Source organism: Sporolactobacillus sp. CQH2019 (assembly GCF_028765345.1).
GTDB lineage: Bacteria > Bacillota > Bacilli > Bacillales > Sporolactobacillaceae > Sporolactobacillus.
The window spans coordinates 206,023-220,526 of record NZ_JARAJZ010000006.1 but is presented as its reverse complement, the minus strand read 5'-3'; the positions used below and the strand labels follow the sequence as shown (position 1 = coordinate 220,526).

The 14,504-nt window shown below is 49.4% G+C and carries 11 protein-coding genes; 2 read left to right on the top strand and 9 right to left on the bottom strand.

The features are described 5' to 3' along the window. Positions 1-43: 43 nt before the first annotated feature. From preA to OYT88_RS10635, 7 genes are all read right to left on the bottom strand, one after another. Positions 44-1,300, bottom strand: a complete 1,257-nt coding sequence (gene preA / locus OYT88_RS10665) for an NAD-dependent dihydropyrimidine dehydrogenase subunit PreA (protein ID WP_274399927.1) — start codon at positions 1,298-1,300, stop codon at positions 44-46. A gap of 16 nt (positions 1,301-1,316) precedes the next feature. Next, the gene (locus OYT88_RS10660) at positions 1,317-2,645 is read right to left on the bottom strand and encodes an NAD(P)-dependent oxidoreductase (RefSeq protein ID WP_274399926.1); all 1,329 of its coding nucleotides are present in this window, start codon (positions 2,643-2,645) and stop codon (positions 1,317-1,319) included. A 52-nt stretch (positions 2,646-2,697) separates the two neighbouring features. Further along, positions 2,698-4,239, bottom strand: coding sequence for an NCS1 family nucleobase:cation symporter-1 (locus OYT88_RS10655; protein ID WP_274399924.1), 1,542 nt, complete (start codon positions 4,237-4,239; stop codon positions 2,698-2,700). 156 nt (positions 4,240-4,395) lie between these two features. Further along, complete coding sequence (locus OYT88_RS10650) at positions 4,396-5,625, bottom strand: Zn-dependent hydrolase (protein ID WP_274399922.1); 1,230 nt, start codon at positions 5,623-5,625, stop codon at positions 4,396-4,398. Positions 5,626-5,666: 41 nt separating this feature from the next. Continuing rightward, positions 5,667-6,818, bottom strand: coding sequence for an iron-containing alcohol dehydrogenase family protein (locus tag OYT88_RS10645; RefSeq protein ID WP_274399921.1), 1,152 nt, complete (start codon positions 6,816-6,818; stop codon positions 5,667-5,669). 19 nt (positions 6,819-6,837) lie between these two features. Continuing rightward, entirely contained in the window at positions 6,838-8,205 is a 1,368-nt protein-coding gene (locus OYT88_RS10640) for an aminotransferase class III-fold pyridoxal phosphate-dependent enzyme (protein WP_274399919.1), read from the bottom strand. Positions 8,206-8,327: 122 nt separating this feature from the next. Next, the gene (locus OYT88_RS10635; protein ID WP_274399917.1) at positions 8,328-9,488 is read right to left on the bottom strand and encodes a PucR family transcriptional regulator; all 1,161 of its coding nucleotides are present in this window, start codon (positions 9,486-9,488) and stop codon (positions 8,328-8,330) included. A gap of 297 nt (positions 9,489-9,785) precedes the next feature. On the opposite strand from OYT88_RS10635, the gene OYT88_RS10630 reads away from it, so the two are divergent. Both OYT88_RS10630 and OYT88_RS10625 read left to right on the top strand, forming a co-directional pair. Further along, a complete protein-coding gene (locus tag OYT88_RS10630; protein WP_274399916.1) occupies positions 9,786-10,088 on the top strand; it encodes a uroporphyrinogen-III synthase in 303 nt (100 codons plus the stop codon). After that, a complete protein-coding gene (locus OYT88_RS10625) occupies positions 9,991-10,596 on the top strand; it encodes a uroporphyrinogen-III synthase (protein WP_274399914.1) in 606 nt (201 codons plus the stop codon). The genes OYT88_RS10630 and OYT88_RS10625 overlap by 98 nt, the downstream gene beginning before the upstream one ends. Positions 10,597-12,294: 1,698 nt before the next feature. Here OYT88_RS10625 and OYT88_RS10620 read toward each other — a convergent pair. Beyond that, positions 12,295-13,335, bottom strand: coding sequence for a dipeptidase (locus OYT88_RS10620; protein WP_274399912.1), 1,041 nt, complete (start codon positions 13,333-13,335; stop codon positions 12,295-12,297). Between the two features lie 98 nt (positions 13,336-13,433). Continuing rightward, positions 13,434-14,411 carry a phosphoglycerate dehydrogenase gene (locus OYT88_RS10615; RefSeq protein ID WP_274399911.1) on the bottom strand — a complete coding sequence of 326 codons (978 nt, stop codon included), beginning with the start codon at positions 14,409-14,411 and terminating at the stop codon, positions 13,434-13,436. Between the last annotated feature and the right edge of the window lie 93 nt (positions 14,412-14,504).

Here is a 14,504-nt window from a genome sequence, read left to right as displayed (position 1 = left end):
TTTATCCGAAGCTAAAATAATCGCCGGCCATTCAAGCATCTTCTTATAAAGTGTTAAGCAGTGCCTGACGTTCATTCCACGTCATCGGCCTTTCCCCCGATTGTTCGATCATGTCGATCGCCCCGTCAACCGGACAGACAATTGAGCAGAGATTGCAGCCGACACAGTCTTCTTCGCGGACTTTCAGTGCAGGCTTGCCATGCTCATCGGTGATCCTCTCAATGCATTGATGCGCCCCGTCTTCACAAGCGATGTGGCATTTATTGCAATGGATACACTGATCCTGATTAATACGGGCAACTACCCGGTAATTCAGATCAAGATCGCCCCAATCCATATAATTGGGTACGGATCGGCCGACCAGATCCATAACTGAGGCGAGTCCCTTTTCATCCAGGTAGTTATTCAACCCGTCAATCATGTCTTCCACAATACGGAATCCATGATGCATCGCTGCCGTACACACCTGCAGCCCCGTCGCACCCATCAGCATGAATTCTGCGGCGTCCCGCCAGGTTCCGATCCCGCCGATGCCTGAAATCGGAATGTTGACATCCGTCTGCCGGGCACATTCTCCGACCATGCTCAATGCAATCGGTTTGACCGCCGGGCCGCAGTAACCTCCATGGGTTCCTTTCCCGGCCACGCTCGGGATTGTATGCCAAGTGTCGAGATCAATGCCCATCAGACTGTTGATCGTGTTGATCAGACTGATGGCGTCCGCTCCGCCCCGGCTTGCCGCATAGGCAGTAGCTGTGATATCCGTTATATTAGGCGTCAATTTTACGATAACCGGTGTTCCAGCAGCTTCTTTCGCCCAGCCGGTCTGCTTCTCAACCAGCTCCGGCACCTGACCGGAGGCCGAACCCATTCCGCGTTCCGCCATGCCATGGGGGCATCCAAAGTTTAATTCCAGACCGTCGACGCCGGCAGCTTCAACCTTTTTCACGATTTCATGCCATTTCTCCCGTACCGGTTCAACCATGAGTGAAGCAATGATGACATGGTTGGGAAACTTCTTTTTTGTTTCAGCAATCTCCCGCAGGTTGACGTCAAGCGGACGGTCTGTAATCAGCTCGATATTATTAAAACCCGCAACCCGCTGGCCGTTATAATGAAGCGCAGAAAGCCGGGAAGTCACGTTGACAATCGGATCGCCCAGAGTTTTCCAGACTGCTCCGCCCCATCCGGCTTCAAAGGCTCTTTGCACTTGATAGCCGGAATTGGTTGGCGGCCCGGAGGCAAGCCAGAACGGATTCATAGATTTTATTCCGGCGAAATTAATGCGTAAATCTGCCAATAGGATCCCCCCAGTCTTAAATTCTGCTCAGCATTTGTTCTCGGATCGCACGCGCCGTCTTTTTTCCCTGTTCAGCGGCAGCGACGACCATCGCTTCGCCGCCTCCATTTCCGAAAATGACATCCCCCGCGGCGTAAACTTTAGGATTCGATGTCTGATAAGTTTCTGGATTCACCTTAACAATACCGTGATCATTCTCAATACCGAATACTTTTACTAACGACGTATAGCGCGATTGGCCGGTCGCCCTGACCACGACATCAATGTCCATACGGAATTCAGAATTTTCACACTCCACCGGCCGCCGTCTTTCGGTAGCATCAATATCTGCAAGTTTCATCCGCACACATTCCATCCCGGTAATATGTCCCAACCCATTATCAATGAATCTTTTCGGTTGGATGAGCCATTTGAACTCAATGCCCTCTTGCTTGGCAAAAGCGTACTCGGACGGATAAGCGGTCATCTCTGCTTCGGAGCGGCGATAAACAATACTGACATTTGCCGCTCCCAGACGTTTCAGACATGCAGCGGCGTCGATCGCGGTATTTCCTGCCCCGATCACCGCCGCACGTTTGTTGATAAATCGGTCGGTTAAATGGCCGTCCTTCACTTTTTCAATGAACTGGATCGCATCAAGGACACCATCCAGATCCTCGCCGGGAATACCCAGAAGCGGGACATCCGACAGGCCGATCGCCAGAACAATCACATCAAAATCGCTGATCAATGTTTCCGGCTGCATGTCTTTTCCTACCTCGGTATTCGTATGAATCGCCACTCCAAGGTTTTCAACCTGTTCCACTTCCCAGAGCGGGATTGTCCGCGGCAGACGGAAAGGGACAATCCCGTAAGTATCCAGCCCGCCCGCTTTATCTTTCTTTTCATAGACTGTGACCTTGAATCCGTACCGGGCCAGTTCGCGTGCCGCTGAAAGCCCGGCCGGTCCGCTTCCGACAATGGCTGCCGTCTTGCCATGCGGTTTTCCCGGCTGAAACAATGGCTCACGATTCTTCATTGCCCAATTTGTTGCATGCCTCTGCAGATCGCCGATCATGATCGGCAGCGATGCATCATTCAGAACACAGGCGCCTTCGCACAGCTCCTCTGCCGGGCAAATCCTCGCGCATGTCGCCCCCATCGGATTGGCTTCCATAATGACCTTGGCTGCGCCCTTTAAATTTCCCGATGCAATTTTTTTGATAAAAGACGGTACCTTAATATTTGCCGGACAGGCCTTCGTGCAAGGCGCATCATAGCAAAACAGGCATCGGTTGGCTTCTTCCATAACTTCTTTCGGCTTTAGATCAGCTCTGATTTCCGCAAAATTTTTCTTTATATCCATCCGGACCGTCACCTCCATTGAATGGATCTGCCGTTTGCAGCAGGATCATTCGTTATCCGATATTTTCCGGGCTCTGGTTCGCCATATTGACGGCAGCATGCTTGCCCGAACCTGCATCATTCACGATGACCGTCATCTCCTCATATTCACCGTCCTTCAAGAGACTGGCGTTACTGCGCATCAGGTAACTGTATACCCCGACAGCGATCAGCAGGCCGATTGTCCATGCGTTATCCCACAGAAACTTAAGGGCCGGTATAAATAGTCCGAGAAGAGGAACGACGATCCCCACTATCAATGCATACACGCTGTTTTTGTTAAACCCGGAAGAATAACTGTAGCGGCCGTTTCCTGTATAAAGCTCCGTCAGCGCTAGATGGCGGCGGCGGACAATCCAGTAATCGGCGATGGCGATTCCGTCAATCGGGCCAAGAAGGGCGCCATATCCGCCGAGAAAACCGAAAATGTAATTTTGAAAGTTGGCCATGAGATACCAAGGCTGCATGACCAGAGCGAATAAGCCGGTAATGACTGCGCCAATGGCAAAGGTGATATGCCGCGGCCAGAGATTCTCCGCCGCACGTGCCGGAGCGACGAGATTCGCGCCCACATTAATAGTCAGTGAGGAAATGACAATAACAACGGCTCCCAGAAAAACGATAAAGGTCGGAAAATGTGAGAGCAGATCAACGGGCTGCCATAAAGCCTGACCATACAGGACGACCGTTGCCGACGTAACGAAGATACCGATAAAAGAAAATATCGTCATAGTCAAAGGAAGTGTAACGGCCTGAGCAACCATCATCGATTTATGATTCTTTGCCTGCCGGGCGAAGTCAGGAATGTTGAGCGCAAGTGTGGCCCAAAAAGCAATGACACCGGTTAACGCAGGAAAGAAGGTTGCGAGAAACTGGCCGGTTGACCGAAACTTGCTGGGCGCCGTCATAATCGGACCGAGGCCGTCAATGTGAGCGACCGCCCAAATAAACAATGCGGCCGAAGCAATGCCGACAATAGGAGTCGCAATCATGGCAAGCCACTTAATGCCCTCGGGGCCTCTCATGCCGACGACGACATTAAGCGCCCAAAAAAGAATGAATACGATAGCTGTATGAAGGCCGAAATTTTGCCAGGCCGGGAAAATTTTCATAAGGAGCGCATCGATACTCGTTGTTCCGATCCATGTGTTGATACCGAACCAGCCAGCCGCCACGATGGCCCGTGCTACTGTCGGAATGTGTGCGCCTCTTGACCCAAACCACAATCTTGCAAATACAGGATACGGAATCCCAAATTTTGTACCGGCATGTGAATTGAGTAATATCGGGATCAATACGATACAGTTGCCGAGAAAAATAGTGAGCAGTGCCTGCCACCAGTTCATGCCCAATGCAATCAGGCCGCTGGCCATCGTATACGAGGGGATAACAAGACACATGCCAATCCATAAGGTGACAAAGTTGATCCCGCCCCATGAATGTTCTGCTTGTGTTGTCGGCCGCAAGTCATCGTTCCACAAATGACTGTCTTTCAGGCTGTCTGCAGCTTCACTCGTCAGAGTGACAATTCCATCCCGTTCAACTTGTGTTTTCATCATGTGATTTCTCCTTTAATTGGAATTGAGTTGCAGAACAGCCATCAAGTAACTCGTAATATTTTAAAATTATATATTTATTTTCTTATATGGCAGAATTTTCTGCTATATTATCTAATATAAAATGTAAGAACAGGCGATCTTTCATTTCCACCCTTATTGATCGGAAAGGATGGCCAGAATGGTATCCAGCGCTACATTCACCCCCTTTACGCAGTCTTCATACGACGTCAGTTCCTCCTCGCAATGACTTTTCCCCCTGACGCTCGGCACAAAGATCATAGCCGTCGGAACCCGACTTGCCATGTACTGAGCGTCATGTCCCGCACCGCTGTACATTCTTTTATATGAATATCCCAGAGATTGTGCAGATTTTTCTAATTGACGACAGATTGCCGGATCAAAAGCGACCGTCTCGCGGTCCCACAGCTTTTTCGCCGCAATTGTGCATCCCCCCATGGATTCGGGAAGCTCCTGAATGATCTTGACCACCTGGCCGACCACCTCGGGATCCCTGTGTCTGGCCTCAAGAGTAAAGCGCACTTTATCCGGAATAACTGTGTGGATATTCGGAAAAACGTTCATTCTGCCCATTGTATACACCAGCCCGCCGTCTAAACGGTTCAATGACCGGCGCAGTGCCGCAATCAGATCGGCTGCCGCAAAAAGTGCGTCCTTTCGCATGCTCATTGGTGTCGTTCCGGCATGATCCGCTTCGCCGTTAATTTCAATTTCGTAATTGACCATGCCGACAACACCCTCGACAATGCCGATCTGCAGAGATTCGCTTTCAAGAATCGGTCCCTGCTCGATATGCATTTCCAGATAGGCTGAGGCCTCCGTTAACCTGTTGCTCCGGTTGCCCTCATATCCGCTTGCTTTGAGTGCTTCGCCAAATGTTACCCCCCTGCTATCCTTGCTTTTCAGAATCCCGGCTTTATCGAACATCCCGGTTATGACCCCTGAACACATCATCGCCGGATCAAACCGGGCACCTTCCTCATTGGTAAAATCAACGATTGTAAAAGGAATCTTTGGTTTCATTCGTTGGTCAAAAAGCGTACGGCCGACTTCCAGGGCTGCGAGAACGCCGAGGACACCGTCAAAGCGCCCGCCTTTTTCCACGGAATCCAAATGCGAACCCATCACAATCGGCGGTTTGTTCTCCTCTCCGGCCATCGTCGCATAAATATTGGCCATATCATCAACACTTACCGTCATGCCTATTTTCTCGCAGCAGGAAACAAAATAATTTCGGGCGGCAATGTCTTCCCTTGAAAGGGATAATCGGGTGACTCCATGATTCCTTGTACGGCCGAATTCCGCAAATTTCTCCAAAGATTGTTTGAGTCTTTTTCCATTAATCGTTATTTTCTGTTGCTGCACGTTTCCGCCTCCTCCAAATAACCGATCACCAAAGGAACCCTTTAATTGCGCTGCGCCAGACTTGAATGCAGTTGACGATACATTTCCTTCAAACCGTTTTCTGTCATCTCCACCGGATTATTCTTCATGTTCGGCGCGAAACTATGAGAAACAAGTTCATCCAGATCAGCTTCCGAGAGAATGCCCACCTCCTCTAAAGTTGTGCGGAGCCTCATCTCCTTTTTCATTTCGTCAATACGATCGGCCAGACGATCGGAATCCTCAAATCCTAAACGCCTGCTGAAAGCATTCAGCCGATCGGATTCAGGACCGAACCGGCTATTCAGCTTCCAGAAAGAAGGAAGAGTAAAAGCGCAAGCTTCCCCGTGAGGAATGCCATAATCCTGAGTCAGCGGGTAGGAACAGGCATGCGCGGCAGCAGTTTGCGTGAGACTGAATGCCAGACCGGCGGTCACTGAAGCCTCACTCATTTTCTCCCTGGCTTCCATATTTCCGGGCTCGTGGTATGCCTTTAACAAATAGTGAAAAACAAGAGACGCCGCGTGCTCTGCCGCCATGTCTGTCAAAGGTTGATGTTTCTTTCCATAGTAAGCTTCCAGCGAATGAGCCAGCACGTCGAGTCCGCTCGCTGCCGTAACCTGAGGCGGGCAGGACACCGTCAGCTCGGGATCAATCAACGCATAGACCGGATAGAAATAGTCGCTTGCGAGCAGCGCCTTCACTCCTCTTTCCGTGTCGGTCAGGACCGATGCAGCCGTCACTTCGCTGGCTGTCCCGGACGTCGTCGGCATTGCGAGCAGCGGAATGCCGCGTTGCGCGATCGGGCGTGCCTTTGACAGAAAATCCGCCGTGCTGTACGGTGTTCCGGCAACGAAACAGGCAGCTTTCGCGCAGTCCATGATACTTCCGCCGCCAAGAGCGACGGCAAATCCGCAATGATGTTCGCGAATGGCCGCCGCACAAGCATCTGTGTTGGTGACAGTCGGGTTGGGCCGGATCTCCGAAAAGACCGCGACTATTCTGCCCTCGGATTGATCTGCGATTTTCTGCGCAATCCCGGTCCGCACCATGGACGGCGCGCTGATCAGAATGCCGCGTTGTACATTCATCCGACTTAAAATATCCGGCAGTTTTTTCCGCTTTCCCGTGCCAAAGTCGATTGGAACAGGCTGTTTGTAGAAAAAATTCTCCATCGGATTCATCCCCAATTCTTTATTTAGAAATCACGGTCTGACCCGTGAACAGATCATTTTTCTCAAACTGAGCCAGGGCTTTCTCAAAGATATCCATTGCTTCATTGATCTGCCGCTCCGTTATGATGAGCGGGGGTGCGATCATGACACTGGATTCATGCGAATATGTGTAGAAGCCATTTTCACTCAGCAGGCCGACGAACCGGTGCATCAACCCGGCCGTATCCTTTCCATAGTCCATTCCGTAAGCGATGAGAGGCTCTTTTGTCGCTTTATCCTTAACAAGTTCCACGGCCGCGAACAGCCCGATATGGCGGACGTCGCCAACCGAAGCAAAGCGGCGCAGTTTTTCCAGACGTTCGGCGAGGACATCCCCCATTGCCGCAGCATGATCGATCAAGTATTCCTCCTTATAGATATCAAGAGTCGCACAGCCGATTTGTGTTGAAACGGTATGTCCGCTGTAGGTCAGCCCGGTCATCAGGACATGATCGTCAAAATATCGGGCGACTTTCTCACTGACAATGACACCGCCGAGCGGGCAGTATCCGCTCGTCACACCCTTTGCAAACGTCATGATATCCGGGACAAAATCAAAGTGATCGACCGCGAACATTTGGCCGGTGCGGCCGAATCCCGACATGACTTCATCACAGATCATCAGAATGCCATATTTGTCGCATAGTTTGCGTATCCCTTCAAGATAGCCTTTCGGAGGAATAAGCACACCGTTGCTGCCCGGGACAGGCTCCACGAAAATTGCTGCAATTAAATCCGGCCCTTCATACAAGATCTGATTGTTCAGCTGTTCCAAATAAAAAGCCGAAACCGCTTCTTCGCTTTTAAAATCGATCGACTCGCGGTACAGATAGGGAGTATTGAATTTAATAAATCCGGGAATGCCCGGTTCCACAACAAATCGGCGGCTCTCCCCGGACAGATTTCCCGCTCCGAATGTTGCTCCGTGGTAGGAACGGTAACGTGAGAATATTTTATAACGGCCGGTCGCCATGCGCGCGATTTTTACCGCATGATCATTCGAATCCGCACCTCCATTTGTAAAGAATACCTTAGCCATATTTTTAGGAGCTGCTTCAATGATTTTGCGTGCCAATTCCGACTTGGATGCGGTGGCAAAGCCCGGCGCCGCCAGCGGAATTTCACCAATGTGCCTGAATTCTTCCATCAGCTTTGGATGATTATGCCCGACATTCAAGTAAACAAGTTGCGAGCACATGTCATAATATTTTTTGCCCGACTCATCCCAGAAAAAAATACCCTCGCCTTTTTTGATCAATTTCGAATGAATATTTTTTTGCTTTGTCCAGGCATGCAGCACATAATGCTGGTCGTCTTTTTTAATTTGACCATCGCCAATTTGATTCATGAACTGACAACTCCTGTAATATTTTCAGAATTAATATAATTTAATGATATACCTCTATTAATTGAAAACAATGACAATTTGAATGAAATAAATTGTGCATCTGCATAAGCATAATGCACAATTTATCTCATGACATTCTCAATCATAAACGCCAGCGAAAGATTCATTTTCACAAAAGGATGATATAAATCCACACCCAGTATCGATTCAATTTTTTTTGTTTTGTAGAGCACCGTGTTGCGGTGAACAAATTCTTTTCGGGCAATGTTTGCAGTGTGCCCGTCCTCTTCAAGAAACACGCGGAGAAAATGGACAAAATCCGTCTCATGCAGCTTATCATAGCCATAAAGCAGGCCAAGCGTCTCTTGATGAAAAGTTTCGACCACATTCCGGTCCCGCACATTCATGATGATTTTATAAGCCCCGACATCCTTATATTCACAGATCAGGAGATCCGGATAATGCCGGGCCAGATGGATGACCGCCATGGCTTCATCATAACTTTCCGACAGATTTTTTACCGAATAATCGCTCCCGGCGCCAATGAACAAATCCGTTTTTTCCGATTTTCCTCCGTATTTACCGCGAATGCTCTGAATTAGTTTCGAAAGAGGAGGAGCCGAGATTTGTATTTCTGTTCGATCGGCCATATAAATGATCTGATCTCTGTGAACCATTGACAGAAGAATTTTATACCCTTTCGAAAGCTCATTTTCAATCATATGGAGCAGCCGTGAAGAAACGTCCGATACAGAACCGGCCGTACCCACAATAATGCTGAAATGAGCATCCGCTTCAATGCCGAGCTGAGAAAGTTCCTTGCCGAGAAGTCTACGATCAGTCTCGGGATCGAAGAGAATTTCAGAAAGAAGGCATTCCGTTTTCGTCTGTCCTTGTCCCGCCGCTGTCAGATATTGAACAGTAATTTTGACAAAATCGGCAATCCGGTATGCCCACGGCATTTCAAAAACCGGAAATCGGTGTTCGTCGGCAAACTGAAACACCGGTTCGGGAATGGACGGAATGTAGGGACCGACATTCAGAATGATGCCTGCAGCTTTCCGATTGAATGCCATATTGACTAATGCATTTAATTTCCGTTCATCCCCGCCCATATTGATGCCGGTTGTAACAAGCAGCTCATTCTCTTTAAAAAATTCAACGAGACGATCGCTTTCCATTACATTTACACCATTAATAAACCTGTTGATTCCATTTTTTCCTGCAACTAATCGAATCGGTTCCAACTCGGGTAAAGAGAATAATTTTTTAAGCGTAATCATGTTCTCTTCATCTCCATTTACGAAAATCAGCCGTTTGCGGCCGACTATTTTCTTTTTTTCTGAATAGCGGATTATTTTTTTATAAAAAGATAATAAATTAGCCATTATCGCATTACGAATTATTAATATTTTATGAATAATTACATTATTACTATATCTTTCTTTCCACAATGTGTCCAACATCTTAATGAACGGCACGGCCATTTTTCTATCCCGTTCAAGAACTGAAGGGTAAAATCTTGACAGTTTCCGCAAAACTGTTAATGATAGAAGAAAAAAACAAAGGATTGATGCCTTTTGAAGGGTCTTCTGAACAAAAGAATCGGCATCGCTTCCGATCGTCAATCCGGAACGATTGCCTCTCTGGTCTTAAAACACGGCGGAACACCCGAAATTTTTTCAATACAGGGCACAAGGCAGCGCAACGAAACTGCCTGCATCGAAAGCATCACAACATTGATTCGCAAACCGTTCGACTGGGTGATCCTGACGACAGGGATCGGTGCAAAAGCGCTGGAAAAAACAGCAGCAGAGAATCAACCAGACGGAAAACTTTCTCCGTTCACTGAGAGAAAGAAAACTGGCTATCAGAGGAAGTAAAACATTGAACTGGCTGAGGGACCATGACCTCGTCCCCGAACGTGTATCATCTGATGGAACAATGGCACAGTTATTTTCCATTTTTAAAGCGGACGCCGCCCTTCCCGCTGAAAATCGTGTTTATTTGCAGGTCTACGATGAAGATGAAGCCGAGCTGAAACAAACGCTCGAGACACTCGGCTGCACAGTTTATCTGTCAAAACCGTATCATTATGAAAGTCCGAAAAAGCAGGTTTTAAAAGCACTGACCGGCCGTATCATCAGCCGAACACTCGACGCGGTTGTGTTCACAAGCAAAACACAGGTCAGGAATTTGTTTAACCAGGCGGACCGGAAAGAAGAGCTGGTGCAGGCATTCAATGATCATGTCCTGGCTGTCGCTGTCGGCAAAGTCACTGCCAGCGAGATTTCCGACCAGGGAGTAAGCCAGCTGATCCATCCGGATCCTCCAAAGATGGGAGCCATGATTGTCCGGCTGGATCAATATTATGAAGCGCTCCCGCAATAACTTGATAAGACGGAGCAATACCTGACACAGAAAGCGGTCTCTAATTAAGAGCTTCTCTTTCGTTCATTCCGGATTCACTTTCAGAATGATCAATTTGTTTAAAAAGCGGGCAGGATCAAGGTCGGACTCTCCAAGTTTAGGGCGGATTTTCCGCCTTGAAGCGATAACCGCTCGTTTCGAGGCAATTCCGTGTCTTAAGGCATGTCTTCAGTTCGGGCAATCCTCTCTGTTTCTGTCATAAGACAGCATCTTTGGTTTGAACGATTCTCTTTGTTTCTGCCATAAGACAGCATTTTTGGTTTGAGCGATTCTCTTTGTTTCTGCCATAAGACAGCATCTTTGGTTTGAGCGATTTTCCCATGGTTTCGTGTCATGGGGCGAATATCCTCGAGTTGGGAAGTTTCCGGGAGCCGATGTTCTTCACCGAACAATGATGAGTGTTTCCCCTGTGCCTTGAGGCGGCCGTTTCCGAGTTTAAAACGATTCTTCCGCATTCCCGAACGATGATCCAATAGCTGAGCGCTCATCATGACTGATAGACTGTCGCCCGGATTTGATCAGCAGCAGCGGCTGCTGATCGCCATGAATTATACAGCGGTTGCAATCGAGACAAGAATATGTGTTGACGCATGCACTTAAAATCACTCACAAAAAATTACACCGGACAAAAAATTTCTTTACTGAGAACAGGTGATGTTGTGCAAGGAGCGCCGCGCCGTGCATAAGATCGATAAGGATGAAGCAAAGAGCTGACAAACTGTAAATTTAAATTTCGATTTTTATTTTGGTGCGACTTCCCCATGTTTCGGTGCGACTCGGACCTGATTCGGTGCGCCATTCTGGCATTTCGGTGCGTCCGCTCAGTTCGGTGCGACTTATGCCCAGTTCGGTGCGACTTCCCCATGTTTCGGTGCGGCTCCGGCCTGATTCGGTGCGCCATTCTGGCGTTTCGGTGCGTCCGTTCAGATTCGGTGCGACTTATGCCCAGTTCGGTGCGACTTCCCCACGTTTCGGTGCGACTCCGGCCTGATTCGGTGCGTCATTCTGGCATTTCGGTGCGTCCGCTCAGTTCGGTGCGACTTATGCCCGGTTCGGTGCGACTTCCCCATGTTTCGGTGCGACTCCGGCCTGATTCGGTGCGCCATTCTGGCGTTTCGGTGCGTCCGCTCAGATTTGGTGCGACTTATGCCCGGTTCGGTGCGACTTCCCCATGTTTCGGTGCGACTCCGGCCTGATTCGGTGCGCCATTCTGGCGTTTCGGTGCGTCCGCTCAGATTTGGTGCGACTTATGCCCGGTTCGGTGCGACTTCCCCATGTTTCGGTGCGACTCCGGCCTGATTCGGTGCGCCATTCTGGCATTTCGGTGCATCCGCTCAGTTCGGTGCGACTTATGCCCGGTTCGGTGCGACTTCCCCACGTTTCGGTGCGACTCCGGCCTGATTCGGTGCGCCATTCTGGCGTTTCGGTGCGTCCGTTCAGATTCGGTGCGACTTCCCCACGTTTCGGTGCGCCATTCTGGCATTTCGGTGCGTCCGCTCATTTCGGTGCGCCACTCTGGCGTTTCGGTGCGTCCGCTCAGATTCGGTGCGACTTCCCCACGTTTCGGTTCAACCGTTTAAAAAAAAACAGCACAGCGCTGTTCGCACTTAATCCGAACGGTGCTGTGCTTGTTGTAAGCAATTTTTTCTTCTATCACGTTTACTTCAGAACTCGGCGATAAAGATTCAAAAAGTTTCCGCCTAAAATCAGGCCGATCTGCTCATCCGTATAGCCGCGGCCGATCAGGCCTTCGGTGAATTTCAGCATGTCCTTGTGGCTGGTAACGACGTCAAAATCGTCGGGGCCCGTTTGTCCGGCCGGCCTGAGATTAATCTCCGTCAGAAAGTGGCAGATGTCGAGGCCGACTCCGACATGCTCCGCACCGACGAGACGGACTATGTAGTCGACATGATCGAGCAGATGCGCGATATCGCCATGCTCATAATTGTCGGAAACAAACTTATTGCATCCGTTCATCCCGATCACACCGCCGGTTGCCGAAAGTGAACGGATCTGATCATCGGTCAGGTTCCTCATCGAAGAAGCAATGCTGCGGACATTGGAATGCGAAGCGATGACCGGGCCGCGCGCTCTTGCCAGAACATCCTCAAACCCTTCATCGTTCAGATGACTGACATCAATAATCATATTCATTTTCTCTGCGAGCTGAATCAGGCGGACGCCAAAATCAGTCAGGCCGCCCCTGCGCCCTTCATCCCTTGGAGAAAAGTGGCTGCCGTCTGCGGCAAAGTTGCGCCTGCTCCACGTCAGGCCGACGAAACGGACGCCCAGTTTATAAAAAATAGGAAGCAGACCGAGATCGTTTGTCAGCGGATCGACGCCTTCAAGCGATAAGAGAATAGCGAGCCGATGACTGCGGTGTGCGGCCAAAATATCATCGTAAGTTGTACATAACTGAATCTTATCCGGCGACTCCTCGATCTCCGCATAAAGCGCGCTGATCTGATCAAGTGCTTTTTTCAGTCCCATTTCCGGCAAATAATCGTCTTCGATAAAAAGCGAGCAAACGAGGACGCCGATCCCGCCCGCCGCAAATGCAGGCATAAAATTTGTTTCGATAACTTTTTTATAGCCCAGTTTTCGTCGCAAATCGACCTCCATCAAGAGATCGAAGTGGGCATCGACGACCAAATACTGTTGATGAAGACGTCTGGCATGTTCCTGTACGGTTTCTGGCAATGATCATTCCTCCAATTTAATAAACAATTCCGGTTTCCGTTTTTGTACAAAAATGCTCTGCTAAACTGCGGCTTCCGAAAAATCAGACGGCAGCAGGGTCATATTTTGTGCATTTCTTTCAATTCTTTCAGATTAACCACATAGCGCAGCGATTCCTGATCAATGAATCGGCGGATGTTTTCAACCGTTATTTCCGCGACACGATCGACGCTTTCCTCAGTCATGCCGCCGATGTGCGGGGTCGCAATCAGATTGTCAAGATCGGGAAGCTTTTCTTCCGGCGGTTCATTTTCAAAAACATCGAGTGCGGCACCGCCGATCTTTTTCTGCCGCAAGGTCTCAAAAAGTGCCTGTTCGTCAATTATTGCTCCCCGGGAAATATTAATCAGGAACGCCGACGGTTTCATTTTGGCGATTGCCCGTTCGTCGATTAAATGATAGTTCGACTTTGTCAGCGCCGTGCTAATCACAATATAATCCGCTTCTTTCAGCAGCTGATCCAGTTCGACAAATGAAGCGCCGAGTCTGCCCGCTGCTTCGTGATCTTTGTAATTTCCGAAAACGATCACTTTCATATCAAACGCTCCGGCAAACCCGGCAATCTTCATGCCGATTGAGCCGAACCCGATAATCCCGAGCGTTTTCCCGCGGCATTCATACCCCCTGCTGGGCAGCCATACTCCGTCCTTTGTCTTTCTGTCCAGCTGCGGGATCATTCTGGATAGACCGATCATCAGACCGATTGCAAGCTCGGCAACCGACGTCGCGTTCTCCCCGTGAGCATTGCTGACCAGAATTCCCCTTTCGGTAGCGCAGCCGACATCCACATTATCCAGACCCGTCCCCGTCTTCAGAATGTACTTCAGCCGCGGAGCCGCGTCAATAACCTCCCGATCCGCCGGTGCCACCGCTGTTATGTAGATCTCCGCATCTGAAATGTTTTTTTTAATCGTTTCCTTATTCTGTGCCTGATTATACAGCAGGCATGTCACATCCGCTCCGGCCTTTTCCATACGGTCGACCATTGTCCGGTAAATCGGGAAATAAGATTTACCCACGCAGAAAAGAACGTTCACACGGCATCCCCTCCTTTAAACATCAGATTCTTGACCCCCCTTTTCTCTTCCCGGACAGCAAAATAAAGGTTTCAGGGCTCCCTAAGCCGTCTC